At 50.9% G+C, this 20889-nt stretch carries 24 protein-coding genes; 10 read left to right on the forward strand and 14 right to left on the reverse strand.

Annotation, left to right across the window (positions count from 1 at the left end):
* Nucleotides 1-9 precede the first annotated feature (9 nt).
* Together A9587_RS03855 and A9587_RS03860 are read left to right on the forward strand one after the other, a co-directional pair.
* Complete coding sequence (locus tag A9587_RS03855; protein ID WP_001136516.1) at nucleotides 10-1440, forward strand: SDR family oxidoreductase; 1431 nt, start codon at nucleotides 10-12, stop codon at nucleotides 1438-1440.
* A 100-nt stretch (nucleotides 1441-1540) separates the two neighbouring features.
* On the forward strand, nucleotides 1541-2554 hold the full coding sequence (locus A9587_RS03860) for an NAD-dependent epimerase/dehydratase family protein (RefSeq protein ID WP_000866894.1): 1014 nt from the start codon (nucleotides 1541-1543) through the stop codon (nucleotides 2552-2554).
* Here the strand turns inward: A9587_RS03860 and amiD are convergent.
* A complete protein-coding gene (gene amiD, locus A9587_RS03865; protein ID WP_001516080.1) occupies nucleotides 2551-3381 on the reverse strand; it encodes an N-acetylmuramoyl-L-alanine amidase AmiD in 831 nt (276 codons plus the stop codon). The genes A9587_RS03860 and amiD overlap by 4 nt on opposite strands.
* Complete coding sequence (locus tag A9587_RS03870; protein WP_001160731.1) at nucleotides 3378-3701, reverse strand: heavy metal-binding domain-containing protein; 324 nt, start codon at nucleotides 3699-3701, stop codon at nucleotides 3378-3380. The genes amiD and A9587_RS03870 overlap by 4 nt, the downstream gene beginning before the upstream one ends.
* A 125-nt stretch (nucleotides 3702-3826) precedes the next feature.
* On the opposite strand from A9587_RS03870, the gene A9587_RS03875 reads away from it, so the two are divergent.
* The 6 genes from A9587_RS03875 (at nucleotide 3827) to artJ (ending at nucleotide 8463) form a co-directional block, all read left to right on the forward strand.
* The gene (locus A9587_RS03875) at nucleotides 3827-4342 is read left to right on the forward strand and encodes a lipoprotein (protein WP_001516079.1); all 516 of its coding nucleotides are present in this window, start codon (nucleotides 3827-3829) and stop codon (nucleotides 4340-4342) included.
* 217 nt (nucleotides 4343-4559) lie between these two features.
* Complete coding sequence (gene artP, locus A9587_RS03880; RefSeq protein ID WP_000027205.1) at nucleotides 4560-5288, forward strand: arginine ABC transporter ATP-binding protein ArtP; 729 nt, start codon at nucleotides 4560-4562, stop codon at nucleotides 5286-5288.
* Between the two features lie 17 nt (nucleotides 5289-5305).
* On the forward strand, nucleotides 5306-6037 hold the full coding sequence (gene artI / locus A9587_RS03885; RefSeq protein ID WP_000756581.1) for an arginine ABC transporter substrate-binding protein ArtI: 732 nt from the start codon (nucleotides 5306-5308) through the stop codon (nucleotides 6035-6037).
* Nucleotides 6038-6043: 6 nt separating this feature from the next.
* Nucleotides 6044-6760, forward strand: coding sequence for an arginine ABC transporter permease ArtQ (gene artQ, locus A9587_RS03890; protein ID WP_001001690.1), 717 nt, complete (start codon nucleotides 6044-6046; stop codon nucleotides 6758-6760).
* The gene (artM, locus tag A9587_RS03895) at nucleotides 6760-7428 is read left to right on the forward strand and encodes an arginine ABC transporter permease ArtM (RefSeq protein WP_000895404.1); all 669 of its coding nucleotides are present in this window, start codon (nucleotides 6760-6762) and stop codon (nucleotides 7426-7428) included. Before artQ ends, artM begins: the two co-directional genes overlap by 1 nt.
* Nucleotides 7429-7731: 303 nt before the next feature.
* Nucleotides 7732-8463 carry an arginine ABC transporter substrate-binding protein ArtJ gene (gene artJ, locus A9587_RS03900; protein ID WP_001516078.1) on the forward strand — a complete coding sequence of 244 codons (732 nt, stop codon included), beginning with the start codon at nucleotides 7732-7734 and terminating at the stop codon, nucleotides 8461-8463.
* 174 nt (nucleotides 8464-8637) lie between these two features.
* Here artJ and rlmC read toward each other — a convergent pair whose 3' ends face one another.
* From rlmC to A9587_RS03960, 10 genes are all read right to left on the reverse strand, one after another.
* Nucleotides 8638-9765 carry a 23S rRNA (uracil(747)-C(5))-methyltransferase RlmC gene (rlmC, locus tag A9587_RS03905; RefSeq protein WP_001149757.1) on the reverse strand — a complete coding sequence of 376 codons (1128 nt, stop codon included), beginning with the start codon at nucleotides 9763-9765 and terminating at the stop codon, nucleotides 8638-8640.
* A gap of 40 nt (nucleotides 9766-9805) precedes the next feature.
* The gene (locus A9587_RS03910; protein WP_000389253.1) at nucleotides 9806-10294 is read right to left on the reverse strand and encodes a YbjO family protein; all 489 of its coding nucleotides are present in this window, start codon (nucleotides 10292-10294) and stop codon (nucleotides 9806-9808) included.
* Nucleotides 10295-10353: 59 nt separating this feature from the next.
* Nucleotides 10354-11199 (reverse strand): putrescine ABC transporter permease PotI, encoded by an 846-nt coding sequence (gene potI / locus A9587_RS03915; protein WP_001516076.1) that lies wholly within the window; start codon nucleotides 11197-11199, stop codon nucleotides 10354-10356.
* Complete coding sequence (gene potH / locus A9587_RS03920) at nucleotides 11196-12140, reverse strand: putrescine ABC transporter permease PotH (RefSeq protein WP_001516075.1); 945 nt, start codon at nucleotides 12138-12140, stop codon at nucleotides 11196-11198. Before potH ends, potI begins: the two co-directional genes overlap by 4 nt.
* A 9-nt stretch (nucleotides 12141-12149) precedes the next feature.
* Nucleotides 12150-13283, reverse strand: coding sequence for a putrescine ABC transporter ATP-binding subunit PotG (potG, locus tag A9587_RS03925; protein WP_000995979.1), 1134 nt, complete (start codon nucleotides 13281-13283; stop codon nucleotides 12150-12152).
* A 94-nt stretch (nucleotides 13284-13377) separates the two neighbouring features.
* Nucleotides 13378-14490: a spermidine/putrescine ABC transporter substrate-binding protein PotF gene (potF, locus tag A9587_RS03930; RefSeq protein ID WP_000147250.1), complete on the reverse strand. Its 1113-nt coding sequence runs from the start codon at nucleotides 14488-14490 to the stop codon at nucleotides 13378-13380.
* Between the two features lie 350 nt (nucleotides 14491-14840).
* Nucleotides 14841-15317 (reverse strand): YbjN domain-containing protein, encoded by a 477-nt coding sequence (locus A9587_RS03945; protein WP_001516074.1) that lies wholly within the window; start codon nucleotides 15315-15317, stop codon nucleotides 14841-14843.
* An 87-nt stretch (nucleotides 15318-15404) separates the two neighbouring features.
* On the reverse strand, nucleotides 15405-16307 hold the full coding sequence (rimK, locus tag A9587_RS03950; protein ID WP_000684354.1) for a 30S ribosomal protein S6--L-glutamate ligase: 903 nt from the start codon (nucleotides 16305-16307) through the stop codon (nucleotides 15405-15407).
* A gap of 60 nt (nucleotides 16308-16367) precedes the next feature.
* A complete protein-coding gene (gene nfsA, locus A9587_RS03955; protein ID WP_000189116.1) occupies nucleotides 16368-17090 on the reverse strand; it encodes a nitroreductase NfsA in 723 nt (240 codons plus the stop codon).
* Nucleotides 17074-17361 carry a YbjC family protein gene (locus A9587_RS03960; protein ID WP_001259126.1) on the reverse strand — a complete coding sequence of 96 codons (288 nt, stop codon included), beginning with the start codon at nucleotides 17359-17361 and terminating at the stop codon, nucleotides 17074-17076. The genes nfsA and A9587_RS03960 overlap by 17 nt, the downstream gene beginning before the upstream one ends.
* Nucleotides 17362-17520: 159 nt before the next feature.
* On the opposite strand from A9587_RS03960, the gene grxA reads away from it, so the two are divergent.
* Nucleotides 17521-17778, forward strand: a complete 258-nt coding sequence (gene grxA, locus A9587_RS03965) for a glutaredoxin 1 (RefSeq protein WP_001195226.1) — start codon at nucleotides 17521-17523, stop codon at nucleotides 17776-17778.
* A 32-nt stretch (nucleotides 17779-17810) separates the two neighbouring features.
* On the opposite strand, the gene A9587_RS03970 is transcribed toward grxA, so the two are convergent.
* Nucleotides 17811-18188 carry an inner membrane protein YbjM gene (locus tag A9587_RS03970; RefSeq protein ID WP_000681115.1) on the reverse strand — a complete coding sequence of 126 codons (378 nt, stop codon included), beginning with the start codon at nucleotides 18186-18188 and terminating at the stop codon, nucleotides 17811-17813.
* 268 nt (nucleotides 18189-18456) lie between these two features.
* On the opposite strand from A9587_RS03970, the gene A9587_RS03975 reads away from it, so the two are divergent.
* The gene (locus A9587_RS03975; RefSeq protein WP_001024862.1) at nucleotides 18457-20142 is read left to right on the forward strand and encodes an aspartate:alanine antiporter; all 1686 of its coding nucleotides are present in this window, start codon (nucleotides 18457-18459) and stop codon (nucleotides 20140-20142) included.
* Nucleotides 20143-20277: 135 nt separating this feature from the next.
* On the opposite strand, the gene rcdA is transcribed toward A9587_RS03975, so the two are convergent.
* Nucleotides 20278-20853 (reverse strand): DNA-binding transcriptional regulator RcdA, encoded by a 576-nt coding sequence (rcdA, locus tag A9587_RS03980; protein ID WP_001516071.1) that lies wholly within the window; start codon nucleotides 20851-20853, stop codon nucleotides 20278-20280.
* Nucleotides 20854-20889: the final 36 nt, after the last annotated feature.

The raw sequence follows: 20889 nt of genomic DNA on the forward strand, positions 1-20889 counted from the left end.
GAGCGAGACGTGCCGCAACGCATTTTAGTTCTCGGTGCCAGTGGCTACATTGGTCAGCATCTGGTGCGCACACTCAACCAGCAAGGGCATCAGATCCTGGCGGCGGCACGTCATGTCGACAGGCTTACAAAGCTACAACTGGCTAATGTCAGTTGCCATAAAGTCGATCTTAGCTGGCCGGACAACCTTACGGCTCTGTTAAAAGATGTTGATACCGTCTATTTTCTGGTGCACAGCATGGGCGAAGGCGGTGATTTTATCGCTCAGGAACGCCAGGTTGCTCTCAACGTCCGTGATGCGCTGCGTGAAGTGCCGGTTAAGCAAGTCATCTTTCTTAGTTCATTGCAGGCTCCGCCCCATGAGCAATCGGATCATCTGCGCGCCCGTCAGGCCACGGCGGATATTTTGCGTGAAGCCGATGTGCCTGTTACTGAATTGCGTGCCGGAATTATCGTCGGAGCCGGGTCAGCGGCGTTCGAAGTCATGCGCGATATGGTTTACAACCTGCCAGTGCTAACACCACCGCGCTGGGTTCGTTCACGTACCACACCCATCGCGCTGGAAAACCTGCTGCACTATCTGGTGGCGCTGTTAGACCATCCGGCCTGCGAACATCGGGTATTCGAAGCCGCCGGACCACAGGTGCTCAGCTATCAACAGCAGTTTGAACATTTTATGAGCGTGAGCGGCAAACACCGCGGGTTAATCCCCATCCCTTTCCCCACCCGCTGGATTTCGGTGTGGTTTCTCAATGTGATTACCTCCGTACCGTCCACCACCGCAAGTGCGTTGATTCAGGGACTGAAACACGATCTGCTGGCGGATGACACCGCCTTACGCGCGCTCATTCCACAACCGCTGATCGCTTTTGATGACGCTGTGCGTCGCACGTTGAGAGAGGAAGAAAAGCTCGCCAACTCCAGCGACTGGGGATATGACACTCAGGCCTTTGCCCGCTGGCGACCAGAATACGGTTATTTCGCCAAACAGGCGGGTTATACCGTTAAAACCTCCGCCAGCCTTCAGGCTTTATGGCGGGTAGTGAATCAAATCGGCGGTAAAGAACGTTACTTCTTTGGCAATATTTTGTGGCAGACCCGGGCGTTGATGGACCGCGCAATAGGTCACAAACTGGCGAAAGGTCGCCCCGAGCGAGAATATTTGCAAACCGGCGATGCGGTGGATAGCTGGAAAGTGATTGTCGTCGAGCCTGAAAAACAGCTTACCTTATTGTTTGGTATGAAAGCGCCAGGACTTGGGCGGCTTTGTTTTACTCTCGAAGATAAAGGCGACTATCGCACTATTGATGTCCGCGCTTTCTGGCACCCGCACGGGATGCCAGGGCTGTTTTACTGGCTGTTCATGATCCCCGCACATCTGTTTATTTTTCGCGGGATGGCAAAACGAATCGCCAGACTGGCAGAACAAAGCACAGATTAATCGAAAAAAACCTGCGTTATTCTTTCATGTTTCCCATTGCATCAAGGATGAAATCACGGAAGAATGCGCACGTCGTTTTTATCAACAACAGTGGAATGATATGAAGGTACTGGTTACCGGCGCCACCAGCGGCTTAGGTCGAAACGCGGTTGAATTTTTATGCCGAAAAGGCATCAGCGTAAGAGCGACCGGTCGCAATGAAGCGATGGGTAAATTGCTGGAGAAAATAGGCGCAGAGTTTGTCCAGGCGGATCTGACTGAACTGGTCTCATCGCAGGCAAAAGTAATGCTCGCAGGCATTGATACGCTGTGGCACTGTTCCAGCTTTACCTCGCCGTGGGGAACGCAGCAGGCTTTCGATCTGGCAAACGTTCGCGCCACTCGCCGCCTGGGTGAATGGGCTGTCGCCTGGGGCGTACGTAATTTTATTCATATCTCTTCACCGTCACTGTACTTCGATTACCACCACCACCGCGACATCAAAGAAGATTTTCGTCCGCACCGCTTCGCCAACGAATTTGCCCGCAGCAAAGCCGCCAGTGAAGAGGTCATCAATATGCTTTCGCAGACAAATCCACAAACGCGCTTTACCATTCTGCGCCCACAAAGCCTGTTTGGGCCGCACGATAAAGTCTTTATTCCCCGTCTGGCGCATATGATGCACCACTACGGCAGCATCCTGTTACCCCACGGCGGCAGCGCACTGGTCGATATGACTTACTATGAAAATGCGGTGCACGCTATGTGGCTGGCGAGCCAGGAAGCGTGCGATAAACTGCCTTCTGGTCGTGCGTATAACATTACCAACGGCGAACATCGCACTCTGCGCAGTATCGTGCAGAAATTGATCGACGAACTGAATATTGATTGCCGTATCCGTTCGGTACCTTACCCGATGCTGGATATGATTGCCCGCAGTATGGAGCGTTTAGGACGCAAGTCAGCAAAAGAGCCGCCGCTAACCCATTACGGCGTCTCCAAGTTGAATTTTGACTTTACGCTGGATATTACGCGAGCACAGGAGGAGCTGGGGTATCAGCCGGTCATCTCGCTGGATGAAGGTATCGAGCAAACTGCTGCCTGGCTGCGCGACCACGGAAAACTGCCGCGCTAGTCCTGGCCGTATTTCTCCAGTAGGGCTTCGGCAATCGCCTGAGTTTCTGCATCCGCTTCGCCGTTATATAACGTCGGGCGGAAGTGCATCTGAAACGCCATAATGACTCGCTGCTGCTCGCGCGGCGTCATTTCAGGTTTTACGTCATAGCCGTAGCGCGCCAAAAGCTCCAGTAACGATGCTGTTTCTACCGGCGTGTGTGGTGCGCGTCCGGCCAGATAAAAGCTAACGCGCGATGCATCCGGCCAGGCACCAATCCCCTGCTGCGCCAGTTGCTGCCACGGAAATAACGGGCCAGGATCGTCCTTGCGCTGTGGGGCTATATCCGCATGTGCCACCACATTCTCTGGTTTGATGTGATAGCGGGCGATAATCTCTTTCGCCAGTGGAATGAGCGCCTGAATCTGCGCCGGTTCAAACGGCGCAAAATATTTCACCCCCGCCGATTTTTGCCAGCCACGATTTTCCAACTCAATACCAATAGAGGTGTCGTTAATTCGTGTTGCTCCGCGCCAGGCGCTGATCCCCGCATGCCAGGCCAGTTCCTGTTCCGGCACCAGTTGCCAGATACGTGGTTTGCCGTTGTAACGCGGCGGCACGGCAGGCACCAGATAATGCGAGCTGACCTGCTTATCGGTCAGTGTCGCCAGCGAAGAATCGAAGTCATCTGCAGTGTAATGGATCACCAACACTTTGATACGAGGATACGCTGCCTGTGCCTGACGTCGGGTATCGAGCTGGTATCCCTCCTTCTCAACAATTCCTTTTTCTCCTGCGCACCCTGCCAGTAACAGAACCGCAGCAACCAGCCAGAAGATTCTTCTCATCGACGCGTTTTCACCGCTGTTCCGCTGACGCTGACCATCAGCATACTGCCGTTTTGCCCGACCGTTTCATAGTCGATATCAATGCCGACCACTGCGTCAGCACCCAGCGCCCGTGCCTGATCGCCTAACTCTTCAAACGCAATCTCCCGTGCTTTACGCAGTTCTTTTTCGTAAGCCCCGGAGCGTCCGCCGACGATATCGCGGATGCCCGCAAAGAAATCGCGAAAAATATTGGCACCTAAAATCGCTTCGCCCGTCACCACACCGCAATATTCAACGATGGTCTGACCTTCAAGTGTTGGGGTTGTGGAAAATTGCATGACCGATCTCCTTGTTTGCTAAGCCTTCGATCTCAAAAGCATTATCGGACTGATACGCTATTATTGAAAGGATATCATTATTATCGTAGAACGCTTTCAAGGTGTTCGCTTATAAGGAAATCATTATGCGCTACAGCAAATTGACCATGCTTATCCCTTGCGCACTGTTACTCAGTGCTTGTACCACCGTTACGCCAGCCTATAAAGACAATGGCACTCGCACAGGTTCTTGCGTCCAGGGCGGCCCTGACAGCGTGGCTCAGCAATTCTATGACTACCGTATTCAGCATCGCAGTAACGACATTACCGCTCTGCGCCCGTATTTGAGCGATAAACTGGCGGCACTGCTCAGCGATGCCAACCGCGATAACAACCATCGCGAATTGTTAAGCAGCGATCCGTTCTCCAGCCGTACTACCTTGCCTGATAGCGCCCGAGTCGCCAGCGCATCGACCATCCCGAATCGCGATGCGCGCAATATTCCGCTGCGCGTAGATCTGAAACAAGGCGATCAGAGCTGGCAGGATGAAGTATTGATGATTCAGGAGGGGCAATGTTGGGTTATCGATGATGTGCGCTATTTAGGTGGCAGCGTTCACGCCAAAGCGGGAACATTACGTCAGTCCGTTGAGAACCGTTAATCCCTTGATCAGATTATAACCCCCATAAATTGTCCGGCATTCTGCGAGGAATGCCGACATTTATGCTCGCCGCCCATCACCCTCGTTATTTTGTGCTATGTTTAGTGAATAATGTGCTTTGCTTTTAACTTTTAAAGCAGAAATATTGCATAATTATTCTGTCAAAGGTACTATCTTCGACCTCAATAGCTATCAGACTGCCAGTATACGAGAGTCAATGAGTATTCAATTAAACGGCATTAATTGCTTCTACGGCGCACATCAGGCGCTGTTCGATATCACGCTGGATTGCCCGCAGGGCGAAACGCTGGTGTTACTTGGCCCCAGCGGCGCGGGGAAAAGCTCGCTGCTGCGTGTACTCAATCTGCTTGAGATGCCGCGCTCCGGTACGCTCAACATTGCAGGCAATCATTTCGATTTCACCAAAACACCGTCTGACAAAGCGATTCGCGACCTGCGTCGTAACGTTGGCATGGTGTTTCAGCAATACAATCTGTGGCCACATCTCACCGTGCAGCAAAACTTGATCGAAGCACCCTGCCGCGTACTCGGCTTGAGTAAAGATCAGGCGCTGGCTCGTGCAGAAAAACTGCTGGAACGTCTGCGTCTCAAACCTTATAGCGATCGTTATCCACTGCACCTTTCTGGTGGCCAGCAACAACGTGTTGCTATCGCCCGAGCGCTGATGATGGAACCGCAGGTGTTGCTGTTTGATGAGCCGACCGCCGCACTGGACCCGGAAATTACAGCGCAAATCGTCAGTATCATTCGTGAACTGGCGGAAACCAACATTACCCAGGTGATCGTCACCCACGAAGTTGAAGTCGCGCGTAAAACCGCCAGCCGTGTGGTGTATATGGAAAACGGTCACATCGTAGAGCAAGGCGACGCGAGCTGTTTTACCGAGCCGCAAACCGAAGCATTTAAAAACTATCTCTCTCACTAAGATTCGGGATAACGACAATGAAAAAAGTTCTGATTGCCGCGTTAATTGCAGGTTTTAGTCTTTCCGCCACAGCCGCTGAAACCATTCGTTTTGCTACCGAAGCATCCTATCCTCCGTTTGAATCGATGGATGCGAATAACCAGATCGTCGGGTTTGACGTTGACCTGGCGCAGGCGTTGTGTAAAGAGATCGATGCGACCTGTACTTTCTCTAACCAGGCGTTTGACAGCCTGATCCCGAGTCTGAAATTCCGTCGTGTGGACGCCGTTATGGCGGGTATGGATATCACTCCTGAGCGTGAAAAACAGGTACTGTTCACCACCCCGTACTATGACAACTCTGCACTGTTTGTTGGTCAGCAAGGCAAATACACCAGCGTTGATCAACTGAAAGGCAAAAAAGTCGGCGTGCAGAACGGGACGACGCACCAGAAATTCATTATGGATAAACATCCGGAAATCACCACTGTTCCATATGACAGCTACCAGAACGCGAAACTGGATCTACAAAATGGCCGTATTGACGGCGTATTCGGTGACACCGCAGTGGTAACCGAATGGCTGAACAATAATCCCAAACTGGCACCAGTTGGCGACAAAGTGACCGATAAAGATTACTTCGGTACTGGCCTCGGTATTGCGGTACGTCAGGGCAACACTGAACTGCAGCAGAAATTCAACGCTGCGCTGGAAAAAGTGAAGAAAGATGGCACTTACGAAACCATCTACAACAAATGGTTCCAGAAGTAATTCCTGATGAATGAATTTTTTCCTTTAGCAAGCGCCGCCGGGATGACCGTCGGCCTTGCCGTTTGTGCATTGATTGTCGGTCTGGCGCTGGCGATGTTCTTCGCGGTGTGGGAGTCAGCAAAATGGCGTCCTGTCGCGTGGGCAGGTTCGGCGCTGGTAACGATTCTGCGCGGCCTGCCAGAAATTCTGGTAGTGCTGTTTATCTATTTTGGTTCTTCGCAGCTACTACTGACACTTTCGGATGGCTTCACCATCAACCTTGGGTTCGTACAGATCCCGGTGCAGATGGACATAGAGAACTTCGACGTTAGCCCGTTCCTCTGCGGGGTGATCGCCCTGTCCCTGCTGTATGCTGCCTATGCCTCGCAAACCCTACGCGGTGCACTGAAAGCGGTGCCGGTGGGTCAGTGGGAGTCTGGTCAGGCGCTGGGGCTGTCGAAATCGGCTATATTTTTCCGTCTGGTGATGCCGCAGATGTGGCGTCATGCGCTGCCTGGTCTCGGCAACCAGTGGTTGGTACTGCTGAAAGATACCGCGCTGGTCAGTTTGATTAGTGTGAATGATTTAATGCTGCAAACCAAAAGCATCGCCACCCGTACCCAGGAACCATTTACCTGGTACATTGTGGCGGCGGCGATTTACCTGGTGATTACCCTGTTGAGCCAGTACATTCTCAAACGCATTGATCTGCGCGCGACACGTTTTGAGCGGAGACCTGGCTGATGCTTGAGTATTTACCTGAACTGATGAAAGGGCTGCATACCAGCCTGACGCTGACGGTCGCCTCGCTGATTGTGGCGCTGATTCTGGCGTTAATTTTTACCATCGTCCTGACGCTGAAAACACCGGTGCTGGTGTGGCTGGTGCGGGGTTACATCACACTGTTTACCGGTACGCCGCTGCTGGTGCAGATCTTCCTGATTTACTACGGACCGGGCCAGTTCCCGACGTTGCAGGAGTATCCGGCGCTGTGGCATTTGCTGTCGGAACCGTGGTTGTGTGCACTGATTGCGTTGTCGCTGAATAGTGCCGCGTATACCACGCAACTGTTTTACGGAGCAATTCGTGCGATCCCGGAAGGTCAGTGGCAATCCTGTAGCGCCCTGGGGATGAGTAAAAAAGATACGCTGGCGATCCTGCTGCCGTATGCATTTAAACGCTCGCTCTCTTCTTATTCCAACGAAGTGGTGCTGGTGTTTAAAAGTACCTCGCTGGCTTACACCATTACGCTGATGGAAGTGATGGGATACAGCCAGTTGCTGTACGGACGCACCTACGATGTGATGGTGTTTGGCGCGGCGGGGATTATTTACCTGATCGTTAACGGCCTGCTGACGTTGATGATGCGCCTGATCGAGCGTAAAGCGCTGGCGTTCGAGCGCCGGAATTAATGTGGCTGCATTGATAACGTGCTAATGCCGGATGCGGCGTGAACGCCTTATCCGGCCTACATTCGCAGAATAATTTGTAGGTCTGATAAGACGCGCAAGCATCGCATCAGACACCAGCACAGAACCCACATATTGCATAAACCCTTATAATGAAGACGGGCAACCTACTAAGTTGTCCGTCTTTTTTTATCTATTTTGAATTATTTAATCATATTTATTGCATATAAATTCACTTAATGGCATTGTTAACCCATGCCGCAGACACAGCCAATAAACATAAGATTGACAGACGGGAGTTCCATCATGAAAAAGTTAGTTCTTGCCGCATTACTTGCTTCCTTTACTTTCGGCGCTTCTGCCGCAGAGAAAATCAATTTTGGCGTATCAGCTACCTATCCCCCCTTTGAATCTATAGGTGCTAATAATGAGATCGTCGGCTTTGATATCGATCTGGCAAAAGCGTTATGCAAACAAATGCAGGCAGAATGTACTTTTACTAATCACGCTTTCGACAGCCTGATCCCGTCACTAAAATTCAGGAAATATGACGCCGTGATTTCCGGGATGGACATCACACCAGAGCGCAGCAAACAGGTGGCCTTTACCACGCCATACTACGAAAACTCTGCCGTCGTGATTGCCAAAAAAGATACCTATAAGACTTTTGCCGATTTGAAAGGTAAACGTATTGGTATGGAAAACGGCACCACCCACCAGAAATATATTCAGGATCAGCATCCGGAAGTGAAAACCGTCTCTTATGACAGCTATCAGAATGCATTTATCGACCTGAAAAATGGCCGTATCGATGGTGTATTTGGTGACACAGCGGTAGTTAATGAATGGCTGAAAACCAATCCACAACTGGGCGTTGCGACTGAGAAAGTGACCGATCCGCAGTACTTCGGCACCGGCCTGGGCATCGCTGTTCGTCCGGATAACAAAGCTCTGCTGGAGAAACTGAATAACGCACTGGCAGCCGTTAAAGCCGACGGTACGTATCAGAAAATCAGTGATCAATGGTTCCCGCAGTAATTGAGACTGATGACAAAAGTAAGATGGCCTGATGCGCTACGTTTATCTGGCCTACATTGACTCTACAATATATTGATTTCGCAAGATTTTGTAGGTTGCATAAGGTGTTCACCCCGCATCCGGCATGAACAAAGCGCATCTGGTCAACAATCTGAAGCCGCAGCCGCGGCTTTTTTATTGCTTCACCAACAGCGTCAGCACTTCATAATGCGCGGTGTGCGGGAACATATCGAAAAGCTGTACCCGCTCAATGCGATAACCAGGCAGTTCGCGAATATCTTTCGCCATCGTTTGAGCGTTACAACTGGAGTAAATAATAAAACGCGGTGCCATCGTTGAGAGATAGTCACACAGTGGCTTTCCAATGCCGCGACGCGGTGGATTAACCAGCACCAGTTCCGGCACTTCGCCTTGCGCGGTGGCAAACTGAGTGGAGTCCAGCGCCTGAAATTGCAAACGCGTTAAGCCCAGCTCAGCAGCAGACTGTTTCGCACAAGCAATCGCTTCTGGTGCAATTTCAATCCCCGTTAACTGCATTTCTGGCGTCGCACAATGCAAACCAAAACCGCCAACACCGCAAAACAGATCCCACATATGGTTTACCGGTAGTTGCTGCACCCAATCGCGCGCGGTGGCATAAAGCTGGCTGGCAACTGCCGGATTGGTCTGGAAGAAACTTTGCGGACGGATCCACAACGGTACGTTATTAAAACGCTCTGCCAGCGCCTGTTGTTCGGTCAGGTAGATCTCCGTCTCCCCTTCCATAATCGCCATATGTACTGGCTGAATATTGACGGTAATGACGTTGAGCTGCGGCAGTTGTGCCTGTAGCCACGGTAGCGCCTTACGCAGTTGCGCCAGCTTGGTTTCCGAGCGCAGCACAAAACGCAGCATCATGCCGCCATCAGTCTGGCTTTCAGTCAGCAGAATGTATTTCAGTTCGCCACGCTTACGTGCCACGTTGTACGGCGTCAGCCCGGCGCGGGCAATAAACGGTTTTAGCGCCGCAAAAACGGGCGCAAATGAGGCAGGATAAAGCGGACAGTCGCAAAGATCTTCCGGCGTGCCGTCGCGGTGTAGCATTCCGAGCAGTGGCTTTTCAACGCTGCCACTCACCACCATTTTGGCTTTATTACGAAACCCTTGTTCGGGGCCAGACACCGGCGCGCACCACTCCGCAACCGGAAAATCGGTCAGCAGATTTTTAAGATCGGCGGTTTTAGCGGAGAGTTGCTCTGGAATCGGCTGCGTTATCCACTGACAGGAACGACAGCGACCCGCGTCGTAAAGTGCGCACTGCATACATTGACCTTCACATCATCAGGGGCGACGATTATACACATTATTGCAACTGGAAGAACCGCCGACTGGTAGCGGGAACGAATAGCAACAACAGGATGAGCATATCCGGCAGCTTCTGCAGCATCAGGCTATGGAGGATTTCGCGTTTTGATTCACCGGGAATGCTGAACAGCTCAGGATAACCATAACCGAGTGAAGCCGCCCACAGATAACTGGCAGCCGTAATTTGTGTCAGCAGATACAGCCAGCGCGCCCAGCTACAGCCTTTCACCAGCGAAAACGCACACCAGATTTCAATAAAAACCAGCGCCAGGCTGCTTAAAAAGACCAGCGTTAAACTCCAGGTTTGTACGCTACGATGAATGAATTCGCCAATACCGTGAACGCCCAGCGTATTGAAAATCATCAGCACGTCGAGACCACGGATCATAATAATGGCGAGCGCCGCCACCTGCACCAGCGCAGGCACATTCAGGCGAGCATGTGATGAAGATGTTTTCTTAAAAAATCCCAACGTTTCGTCTTCCATGAAAACAATGCCGCGACATGCGCGGCATTATGTAGCCAGGTTGGCAAATTTTAGTGTCTTCAGCCACGTCTTGCACGCTGGATATCGCGTATCCGCTGCTTTTCTGCACGCGCCATTAAATACCAGGCGATAAATCCGATAATTCCTACCGCCCCGAGGATCAACGTCGCCAGGGCGTTAATCTCCGGATTCACCCCCATCCGCACACTGGAAAAAACCAACATAGGCAATGTGGTGGCACCGGGTCCGGAAACAAAACTGGCAATCACCAGGTCATCGAGCGACAGAGTAAAAGCAAGCAACCAACCAGAAATGATTGCCGGCATGATCATCGGCAGCGTAATCACGAAAAATACTTTCAGCGGCATCGCACCGAGATCCATCGCCGCTTCTTCTATCGAGCGATCCAGTTCCCGCAAACGTGAAGAAATAACGACCGCCACATACGCCGTACAGAAAGTTACGTGCGCCAGCCAGATAGTCAACATGCCGCGATCGGCTGGCCAGCCAATGGCATGAGCAAGGGCAACGAACAATAACAACAACGACAGACCAGTTATCACATCCGGCATGACAAGCGGCGCGGTGATCATAAAGGCAAAGCCATTTGAGCCACGAAACCGTCCAAACCGTACCAGCACGACCGCCGCAATAGTCCCGAGGATCGCCGCCGCGGTCGCCGCACAGGCGGCAATAGTCAGACTTAACCCGACCGCACTCATCATCGCATCGTCACGCAATAATTCGCCGTACCAGCGCGTTGACCAACCGGCCCACACCGTCACCAGTTTCGAACTGTTAAACGAATAGATAACCAGCATCAGCATCGGCGCATAGAGAAAGGTGAAACCCAGCAGCAAAATCACAATCCGCCAGGGAGAACGAACGACCGGTAAATTATTCATCCGTGCTCCCCCACGCTTTTTTGCTGATATTTGTGGAACCACATAATTGGCACAATCAGCAGCAATAACATGATGATCGCCACCGCTGAGGCCACCGGCCAGTCGCGGTTATTGAAGAACTCCTGCCACAGGACGCGTCCGATCATAATACTGTCCGGGCCGCCGAGCAGTTCCGGGATCACAAACTCACCAACCGCCGGAATGAAAACCAACATCGATCCGGCGATAATCCCGCCTTTGGTCAGTGGCACAATGACGGTGAAGAACGTTTTCAGCGGTCGCGCGCCGAGATCCAGTGCCGCCTCTACCAGCGAATAATCGATGCGGGTTAACGCGGTGTAGATCGGCAACACCATAAACGGCACATAGGCGTAAACAATGCCGATATAAACTGCCAGATTGGTATGCAGAATGGTCAGCGGTTGATCGATAACGCCCAGCCACAGCAGGAAATTATTCAATACACCGTTGTTTTTCAGGATCCCCATCCAGGCGTAAACGCGGATCAAAAACGAAGTCCACGACGGCAGGATCACCAGCAGCAATAAGATATTACGGGTTGAAGGCTTACTGTGCGCCACCGCCCACGCCAGCGGGTAGCCGAGCAATAAGCAACAAACGGTCGAAATCGCCGCTACCTGTAACGACTGGAGATAAGCATCGAAATAGAGCGGATCGTCGGTTAGCTGCAGGAAATTACCAAGGTTGAGGGTGATCGACAGTTGCCCATCCGCCCATTCCATCAGTTCGGTGTAAGGGGGAATGGCGCGCGCCATCTCTGCCAGACTTATTTTAAAGACGATAAGAAATGGCAGCAGAAACAGCAAAATCAACCAGATATACGGCAGCGCAATCACCAGTTTACGCCCGTGCTTCATCTGCCACTGCGTAAGCCACAGTTTCAACCCGCCCGGCTGGACAGGAGGTTCAAGTGTACTCATCTTTGCTCCTTAAACCGTCAGCACCACACAACTGTCCACTTCCCAACATAAACGGACTTCATCGCCCCAGGTCGGCAGCCCTTTACGATGACGATGGGCGTTTTGTAACTGAGCGCTGATCATCTGCCCACTTTTCAGGCGAACATGATAAACAGACAAATCACCGAGATAGGCAATATGTGTCACCTCTCCCACCGCAAAATTGCAGCCATCAGTAGGCGGTTCGTCACAGAGCATGATTTTTTCCGGACGCAGCGCCACATGCACCGGCACGTTATCGACCACTGACGCCTGCGGATCGACTTTCAACGGATGCACCAGCCCCGGCGAATAGAGCAATAGTCCGTCTTCCTGGCGCTCTTTTAGCAGCCCTTCAAAGACGTTAACTGAACCAATAAACTCGGCGCTGTAGCGGGTGGTCGGGTGCTCATAAATTTCTTCCGGCTCGCCAATCTGGACAAATTTACCGCGATTCATAATGGCAATACGCCCCGCCATGGTCATCGCCTCTTCCTGATCGTGGGTGACCATCACACAGGTCACGCCGACACGCTCGAGAATATCCACCACTTCAAGCTGCATCCGGTCACGTAGTTTTTTATCCAGCGCGCCCATCGGTTCATCAAGCAGCAGAAGTTTTGGGCGCTTGGCAAGGCTTCGGGCCAGCGCCACACGCTGGCGTTGACCGCCGGAAAGTTGATGCGGTTTGCGTTTGGCGAACTCCTGCATATGCACCAACCCGAGCATCTCGTTGACCCGGCTGGCAATTTCCGCTTTTGGTAACTTGTCCTGTTTCAGGCCAAAGGCGATGTTCTGTTCCACGGACATATGCGGAAACAGCGCATAGGACTGGAACATCATATTGATGGGGCGCAGATAAGGCGGCACCTGTGACAAATCAACGCCATCAAGCATAATCTGCCCGGCAGAAGGCTGTTCGAAACCTGCCAGCATACGCAGCAGTGTGGACTTGCCACAGCCAGATGCGCCCAGCAGTGCAAAGATTTCGCCTTTATAAATGGTCAGACTGACATCATCGACCGCATGTTGACCATCGTAAGATTTGGTCAAATTGCGGATTTCTAATAGTGGTGTCAGCGACTTCCGACTTTTCGCCTGTGGGCGAGGGATAGCGTCATTCACGGCTGCTCTCCGGCATTTAAGGTGTGCAAGCGCACCATGATGGTGCAAATTGCCGGAGGGACTGGCGCGCCCGTCCGGCATCTACGGCTGCGGATTATTTTCCGCTCTTCACTTTAGTCCAGGCGCGGGTGCGCACTCGGTCAATTTTCGGGTCCTGCACTTGCAGTGTGAACATTTTGCCGCGAACGTCTGCCGGAGGATAAATCCCCGGGTTATCACGCACTTCCGCGCTTACCAGCGGCGTCGCTTCTTTGTTGGCGTTGGCATAGAACACATGGTCGGAGATATGCGCTACTACATCCGGGCGTAGCAGGTAATTCAGGAACTGATACGCTTCGTCTTTATTTTTGGCGTCGGCAGGCATGGCGAATACATCAAAGAATGCCATCGCCCCTTCTTTCGGAATCGAGAAAGAGACATTTACGCCATTCTTCGCTTCCTTCGCACGGTTTGACGCCTGCCAGACATCACCCGCCCAGCCGATAGCGACGCAGATATCACCGTTTGCCAGATCGTTTATGTACTGAGAGGAGTGGAAATAGCGAATATTCGGGCGCAGTTTCAACAGTAAGTCGGTAGCCGGTCCGGTGTAATCATCTGCTTTGGTACTGTTCGGATCTTTGCCGAGATAATTCAGCACGGTAGCAAAAACTTCTTCCGGCGCATCGAGGAAAGAGACGCCGCAGCTTTTCAGTTTTTCCAGATTTTCAGGTTTGAGGATCAAGTCCCAGCTATCGACAGGCGCATTTTCACCCAGTACCGCTTTAACTTTATCGACGTTATAGCCAATGCCAGTCGTCGCCCACATATATGGCATGGCAAATTTATTGCCGGGATCGTGTTTTGCCACCAGTTTCAACAGTTCTGGATCGAGATTCTTCCATTCTGGCAATTTGCTTTTATCCAGCGGCTGGAACACACCGGCAGTCAACTGGCGTTCAAGAAAGCTGGCTGATGGAACGACAAGATCAAAGCCGGTGCTCCCCGCCATTAATTTGCCTTCCAGCACTTCGTTGGAATCAAAAACATCGTAGACGACTTTGATACCGGTCTCTTTTTCAAAATTTGCCACCGTATCCGGGGCGATATAATCAGACCAGTTATAAATGTGGAGTGTTTTTTGTTCAGCCGCGAGCGTGCCGACAGAGACAGCCATCAGAGCACCCGCAACCAGACCCGATAGCCATTTTTTATTTAAGCCGGTCATATCTCTTTCCTTCTGAAAGTTCGTTAACAAACGAACAAAAGTTGTCACACTGAAAGATATGCAATAAATGTGCATATTTTTTATCGGCGCGGTGTAAGAAAAGAGGACTCTCTCCCGGCCAGCATTGCTCGCTATATAAAAGCATTGCAAGAATAACTTTAGCCAGGGTTTGAAACTATAGCTGTAATAAAAAAACGGCATTTAACAAATTTTTATGCGTATTTGCTCTATGTGATAAAGCAAATCCGGCACAACGGAAGTGAAATAATCTTTAATGAAAGGTTAAAATCAGCAGAAAATATTACAACGCGCAGCCACTGCGGCAGCGACTGCGTGCTCAAAAGGAATTATCAGTGAAGGAAATAGTTTTCGCTAACGTTGTTTTGCCCTTCATCATCAGTCGGTAACAGCAGTTGATGGGCATTGGCTTCAAGGATAACCATCGAAATCTGCTCTTCGCTCTGACGTACAAACCATGCAAACTGTTCATAGGTTACGCCCTGCATAACGGATAAAGACTGGCAAACCACCAGCTTTGGCAGATTATCATCCTGCATATCAAGAAATGCTTTCACGGTCAGCGAACTGGCATTGATGGCTGATAAATCCGCCGCCAGCGGTAACACGGCTGAAGGTCTGACTTCCGCCATAGCAGAAAACAGGATTGTGTTATCTATCAGATCGATTTTGGCATCAAAGACACCGTCGAAATTCTGCATATGTGGCAGATGCAGAGCCTGACAGTTATCACATTCAAAAAAACTCATCCCCAGGTCATCGAGCCATTGACGCAACGTATCCAGACCAGGAACGACCAGCGATGTCATAATTTTGTACAACCTCTTCCGATAAAAAGACCGGCACAGCTTACGCAAAAAGCGCAGGCAAAACCATGATCAGTCACGTTATTGCGACTAACCACCGGTTTTTAAGCAATATTCCGCCGTAGCATGGCGTTCAATCCAGCGGATCATTTTACCCGCGATGTCGATACCGGTGGTTTTTTCTATCCCTTCCAGACCTGGCGATGCATTTACCTCCATCACCAACGGTCCGCGATTTGCACGCAGAATATCCACACCGGCAACATCCAGCGCCATCGTTCGCGCGGCTTTAATGGCGATTTCGCGCTCCTGCGGCGTGATACTTGCGACGCTTGCCGCGCCACCACGATGCAAATTGGAACGAAAATCGCCTTCTTTCGCCCGCCGTTCAATCGCCGCAACCACTTCATCACCGACGACCAGACAGCGAATATCGCGCCCTTGCGCCTCTTTGATATATTCCTGCACCAGAATATGGGCATTCAGGCCGCGAAATGCATCAATCACGCTTTCTGCCGCCTGACGCGTCTCCGCCAGCACCACACCAATTCCCTGCGTACCTTCAACCAGCTTGACCACCAGCGGCGCACCACCGACCATCTCGATTAAGTCGCTGGTATCGTCCGGCGAATGCGCTATCCCCGTGACAGGCAGGTCAATACCCTGACGTGCCAGCAATTGCATTGAACGCAATTTGTCACGCGCACGGGCAATAGCAACCGATTCATTTAGCGGATAACTGCCCAGCATTTCAAACTGGCGCAGCGCCGCCGTTCCATAAAAGGTAATGGCGGTGCCAATGCGCGGGATCACCGCATCAAAATGGGGAAGCTTGCGACCTTTATAATGAATGGACGACGCCGCAGGATTAATGTTCATGTAACAAGAAAGCGGATCGAGAATTTCAACCAGGTGACCGCGCTGCAACGCCGCTTCACGCAGTCGCTTACACGAATAGAGCGTTCCATCCCGGGACAATATGGCAATTTTCACCCTGCACCTCTCTGTCAGACCTGGTCAAAAGCCCGCGTATAATACATCGGCGTTACGGTTTTAGCGCGTCGCCCAACCTTGTTTATGTAAATAATCGAGAATAAAAGGACGACTTTCTTTGATAATCGTCCGGCGAATATGATCGCTCCAGGTATCACGGCGATTATTGCTACCACGGGTGAGATAATATTCCGCCAGTTGCTCGTCATACTGCGCCAGAATGTCTTTATCCAGCGGTTGGTAGCTGTTTTCATGCACCAAAATAGAGGACGGTAAACGCGGCTTGAGATCCGGGTTATCCGCAGGCCAGCCCAGGCACAAGCCAAACAGCGGCAATACATGCTTCGGCAATTTCAGCAGTTCCGTCACTGCTTCAATGTTATTGCGCAGGCCGCCGATATATACACCGCCCAATCCCAGCGATTCCGCTGCTGTTAAGGCGTTTTGCGCCATCATCGCCGTATCAACGACACCGAGTAACAACTGTTCCGCCAGGCCGAGTTGAGCATCCGGGCAAATCTGTAAATGGCGGTTAAAGTCGGCACAGAACACCCAGAACTCCGCCGCTTGCGCAACGTGTTTTTGCCCACCGGTCAGCGTTACCAGTTCATTACGCAGAGCTTTATCAGTAATGCGAATAATGCTGCTGCACTGCAAAAAACTGGAACTGGAAGTCGCCCGGGCGCTGTTGATAATCGCCTCGCGCTGTTCAGCGGAGATAGGTTCATCAGTGAAATGGCGAATGGAGCGATGACCACAAATGAGTTCAATGGTTGGCGTCATTATCTTTTTCTCTTTCTGAACATGAAGATTCTGGTGGACGATTCATCAGTTGCGGGGCAAGCCGTTTTGCAACCTGAAGAATAACCACCACCGCAGCGGGAAGCATGAGCAAAACACCGAGAAAAATCATCAGAATTTGCGCTTCTGGTGTAGAAAACGGCATCGGAAGCGAAAGGTAGTCGCTTACCGACAGCAGCGACACAGCCAGTAACATCATTCCGAGAAATTCCAGTATCAACACACTGTCAGGCAATTTACCGATCGTGCGCATAGGCTTCCCTCTGCAAAGTGAGCGGCCAGTTTAAAACCTTTCATCACATTGTGCTTAACAGTTATAGCTTTACACAATCAATGCAACAGGTTAAACCTACTTTCAGCGAATAAGATTTGGCGTGATCATGCACGCATGACAGATAAATGGAGAGATAAAATGCAAACCGTTATTTTCGGCCGTCCGGGTTGCCCTTACTGCGTTCGTGCAAAAGATCTGGCAGAAAAATTAAGCAACGAGCGCGATGATTTTCACTATCAGTATGTGGATATTCGTGCTGAAGGGATCACTAAAGAAGATTTACAACAGAAGGCCGGGAAGCCCGTTGAAACCGTGCCGCAGATTTTTGTCGATCAGCAACACATCGGTGGCTATACCGATTTTGCAGCCTGGGTAAAAGAGAATCTTGACGCCTGATTTGCCGGATAAGCCCTCTCTGTTTGAGGGCTTTATTGATTTTTTCTGTGTTGTGGCTTGAACAAGCTACTGATAAACAAGAAACACAACGCCCCCAGCGCACACCAGAAGACAGCACTCAATAACCATGCCAGCTCTTGCCAGAATGAGCGTGTTGGTGAAAAAAACAGGCGCATAATTAACATAGAACACGGTGCTGCCAGCATTGCGCCAAACAGGGGTTTAAGGACTTCTCTACGCTGCGAAAAAAAACTGGCGACAGCTCCAGGAAGAATGAAAAACAGTAAGCCGATTTCAGGATGCCCGGCAGCCCGAAAAGCGCCCTTCATATGCGTCGCCAGGAAAAGGCACACCACAATGAAGAGGACAAAACAGCAGACTGCCCCCGCCCAACGTTGTTTATGTTTCACATCTTCCTCCTGACACTGCCTCTATCGAACACATTTTTCGCCAGTGTGGCGCTCAGTAAGATAAAGCCGCTTCGCATTCCATGCTAATATAGGCCAACACAATTCTTATAGCCGTTGGTATCTAATGTGATTACACTAGTAAAATATATTGTTACTTTACTATTGATTAAGTGCGCTGAATGAATCTGCGCCCTGAATTCAGGTAAAAACATTATCTTAAATTACCATTTCTTTCAACAGCTTACTCGTAAACAAGAAGTTAGTCTCCGTGAATATAAACGTCGCCGAATTGTTAAATGGGAATTACATTCTGTTATTATTCGTGGTCCTCGCGCTTGGGCTATGTCTCGGAAAATTACGACTTGGTTCAATCCAACTGGGTAATTCCATTGGCGTTTTAGTCGTATCGCTATTATTAGGTCAACAACATTTCAGTATTAACACCGACGCGCTTAATCTTGGCTTTATGCTGTTTATTTTCTGCGTCGGGGTCGAAGCCGGACCCAACTTTTTTTCCATTTTTTTCCGCGATGGGAAAAATTACCTAATGTTAGCGCTGGTAATGGTCGGTAGTGCGCTGTTGATCGCCTTAGGTTTGGGTAAGCTGTTTGGCTGGGACATTGGCCTGACGGCCGGTATGTTGGCTGGCTCCATGACATCGACGCCGGTTCTGGTCGGTGCGGGCGATACGTTACGCCACTCTGGTATAGAAAGCGGGCAGCTCTCCGCGGCACTGGATAATTTAAGCCTTGGGTATGCATTAACCTATTTGATCGGTCTGGTGAGCCTGATTGTCGGAGCGCGTTACCTGCCCAAGTTACAGCATCAGGACTTACAGACCAGCGCCCAGCAAATCGCTCGTGAGCGAGGTCTGGACACCGACGCCAGCCGCAAAGTCTATCTGCCGGTGATTCGCGCTTACCGAGTCGGACCGGAACTGGTCGCCTGGGCCGACGGCAAGAACTTGCGTGAATTGGGTATTTATCGACAGACCGGTTGCTACATTGAACGTATCCGTCGTAACGGGATTCTGGCAAATCCGGATGGTGACGCCGTGTTGCAAATGGGCGATGAAATAGCGTTGGTAGGATATCCCGATGCCCACGCCCGACTCGATCCCAGCTTCCGTAACGGTAAAGAAGTTTTTGATCGTGACCTTCTCGACATGCGTATTGTCACTGAAGAGGTGGTCGTCAAAAACCATAACGCCGTCGGTAAACGTCTGGCGCAATTGAAGTTGACCGATCACGGTTGCTTCCTTAACCGCGTGATCCGCAGTCAGATCGAGATGCCAATTGACGATAACGTAGTGCTTAACAAAGGTGACGTTTTGCAGGTGAGCGGCGATGCCCGCCGTGTGAAGACCATCGCTGACCGTATCGGCTTTATTTCGATTCACAGCCAGGTCACCGACTTGCTGGCATTCTGCGCATTCTTTGTTATAGGCCTGATGATCGGGATGATTACCTTCCAGTTCAGCACTTTCAGTTTTGGCATGGGTAACGCTGCCGGATTGTTATTCGCTGGCATTATGCTGGGCTTTATGCGCGCTAACCACCCGACCTTCGGCTATATTCCGCAGGGTGCGTTAAGTATGGTGAAAGAGTTTGGTTTGATGGTGTTTATGGCGGGTGTTGGTTTAAGCGCCGGTAGCGGCATCAATAACGGCCTGGGCGCGATTGGCGGTCAGATGTTGATTGCCGGATTGATTGTCAGTCTGGTGCCCGTTGTTATCTGCTTCCTGTTCGGTGCTTACGTATTGCGTATGAACCGCGCACTGTTATTCGGCGCAATGATGGGCGCACGAACCTGCGCACCGGCAATGGAGATCATCAGTGATACAGCCCGCAGTAACATCCCGGCGCTGGGCTATGCGGGCACTTATGCAATAGCTAACGTACTGCTGACACTGGCAGGGACAATCATTGTGATGGTATGGCCCGGACTCGGATAAAACTGAAGTTGCCCTAAAAATGAAATTTTTTTGTACAACCGCAGAACTTTTCTTCAGGGTATCAGTCTTAATTAGTGCCACTGCTTTTCTTTGATGTCCCCATTTTGTGGAGCCCATCAACCCCGCCATTTAGGTTCAAGGTTGATGGGTTTTTTGTTGCCTGAAATTTATCTCCAGCCCTGCCACTCGCTCCACCATCCTCAAAATCTCCTCATGCGATAGCGGCTTACGGTCGGTGACAAAATGCAGACTCATCCCTTCAATAAAAGCATCCAGCGCCCGGGCAGTTTCCGGTTCAAACCATTGTTCAAGCGTTTGCTGACTACGCTGCATCCAGTTTTGCATCACCGTTTTTAATAGCGGTTTTCGGCTGGCCAATGCGTAGAGCTGGTACATCAGTTCCATGTTATCCGGCGTTGCGACCTGCGAGCTGTAGATCATGTCTGTTATGGCCTGGCAGGCGCTGGGGGCGTCATTGACATCATCAAAAAAAGCCTGATATTGCCGCGACATCGTCTGCGTAAAACGGCTAAACGCTTCCAGCAACAACTCATCAATTCCTGAAAAATAGTAGGTCATTGATCCTAACGGCACTCCGGCGAGGGTGGCGATTTTACGGTGCGTAACGGCATGTATCCCGTAAAGTTTCACTGCCTCCAGCGTGGCCTGAATGATTTTTTCTCGCCGTTGGGGATCATTAGCGCGGCGCATATTTTTACCCTCTCTCTGCAATTGTGTACAAATGTA

It is taken from the genome of Escherichia sp. MOD1-EC6162 (assembly GCF_002965125.1).
GTDB classification, from domain to species: Bacteria; Pseudomonadota; Gammaproteobacteria; order Enterobacterales; family Enterobacteriaceae; genus Escherichia; species Escherichia marmotae.

Excerpts from the sequence above, each read along its gene's own strand:
- A9587_RS03860 (WP_000866894.1), top strand. The coding sequence starts at position 1,541 with ATGAAGGTACTGGTTACCGGCGCCACCAGCGGCTTAGGTCGAAACGCG.
- amiD (WP_001516080.1), bottom strand. The coding sequence starts at position 3,381 with ATGAGAAGAATCTTCTGGCTGGTTGCTGCGGTTCTGTTACTGGCAGGG.
- A9587_RS03870 (WP_001160731.1), bottom strand. The coding sequence starts at position 3,701 with ATGCAATTTTCCACAACCCCAACACTTGAAGGTCAGACCATCGTTGAA.
- A9587_RS03875 (WP_001516079.1), top strand. The coding sequence starts at position 3,827 with ATGCGCTACAGCAAATTGACCATGCTTATCCCTTGCGCACTGTTACTC.
- artP (WP_000027205.1), top strand. The coding sequence starts at position 4,560 with ATGAGTATTCAATTAAACGGCATTAATTGCTTCTACGGCGCACATCAG.
- artI (WP_000756581.1), top strand. The coding sequence starts at position 5,306 with ATGAAAAAAGTTCTGATTGCCGCGTTAATTGCAGGTTTTAGTCTTTCC.
- artQ (WP_001001690.1), top strand. The coding sequence starts at position 6,044 with ATGAATGAATTTTTTCCTTTAGCAAGCGCCGCCGGGATGACCGTCGGC.
- artM (WP_000895404.1), top strand. The coding sequence starts at position 6,760 with ATGCTTGAGTATTTACCTGAACTGATGAAAGGGCTGCATACCAGCCTG.
- artJ (WP_001516078.1), top strand. The coding sequence starts at position 7,732 with ATGAAAAAGTTAGTTCTTGCCGCATTACTTGCTTCCTTTACTTTCGGC.
- rlmC (WP_001149757.1), bottom strand. The coding sequence starts at position 9,765 with ATGCAGTGCGCACTTTACGACGCGGGTCGCTGTCGTTCCTGTCAGTGG.
- A9587_RS03910 (WP_000389253.1), bottom strand. The coding sequence starts at position 10,294 with ATGGAAGACGAAACGTTGGGATTTTTTAAGAAAACATCTTCATCACAT.
- potI (WP_001516076.1), bottom strand. The coding sequence starts at position 11,199 with ATGAATAATTTACCGGTCGTTCGTTCTCCCTGGCGGATTGTGATTTTG.
- potH (WP_001516075.1), bottom strand. The coding sequence starts at position 12,140 with ATGAGTACACTTGAACCTCCTGTCCAGCCGGGCGGGTTGAAACTGTGG.
- potF (WP_000147250.1), bottom strand. The coding sequence starts at position 14,490 with ATGACCGGCTTAAATAAAAAATGGCTATCGGGTCTGGTTGCGGGTGCT.
- A9587_RS03945 (WP_001516074.1), bottom strand. The coding sequence starts at position 15,317 with ATGACATCGCTGGTCGTTCCTGGTCTGGATACGTTGCGTCAATGGCTC.
- nfsA (WP_000189116.1), bottom strand. The coding sequence starts at position 17,090 with ATGACGCCAACCATTGAACTCATTTGTGGTCATCGCTCCATTCGCCAT.
- A9587_RS03960 (WP_001259126.1), bottom strand. The coding sequence starts at position 17,361 with ATGCGCACGATCGGTAAATTGCCTGACAGTGTGTTGATACTGGAATTT.
- grxA (WP_001195226.1), top strand. The coding sequence starts at position 17,521 with ATGCAAACCGTTATTTTCGGCCGTCCGGGTTGCCCTTACTGCGTTCGT.
- rcdA (WP_001516071.1), bottom strand. The coding sequence starts at position 20,853 with ATGCGCCGCGCTAATGATCCCCAACGGCGAGAAAAAATCATTCAGGCC.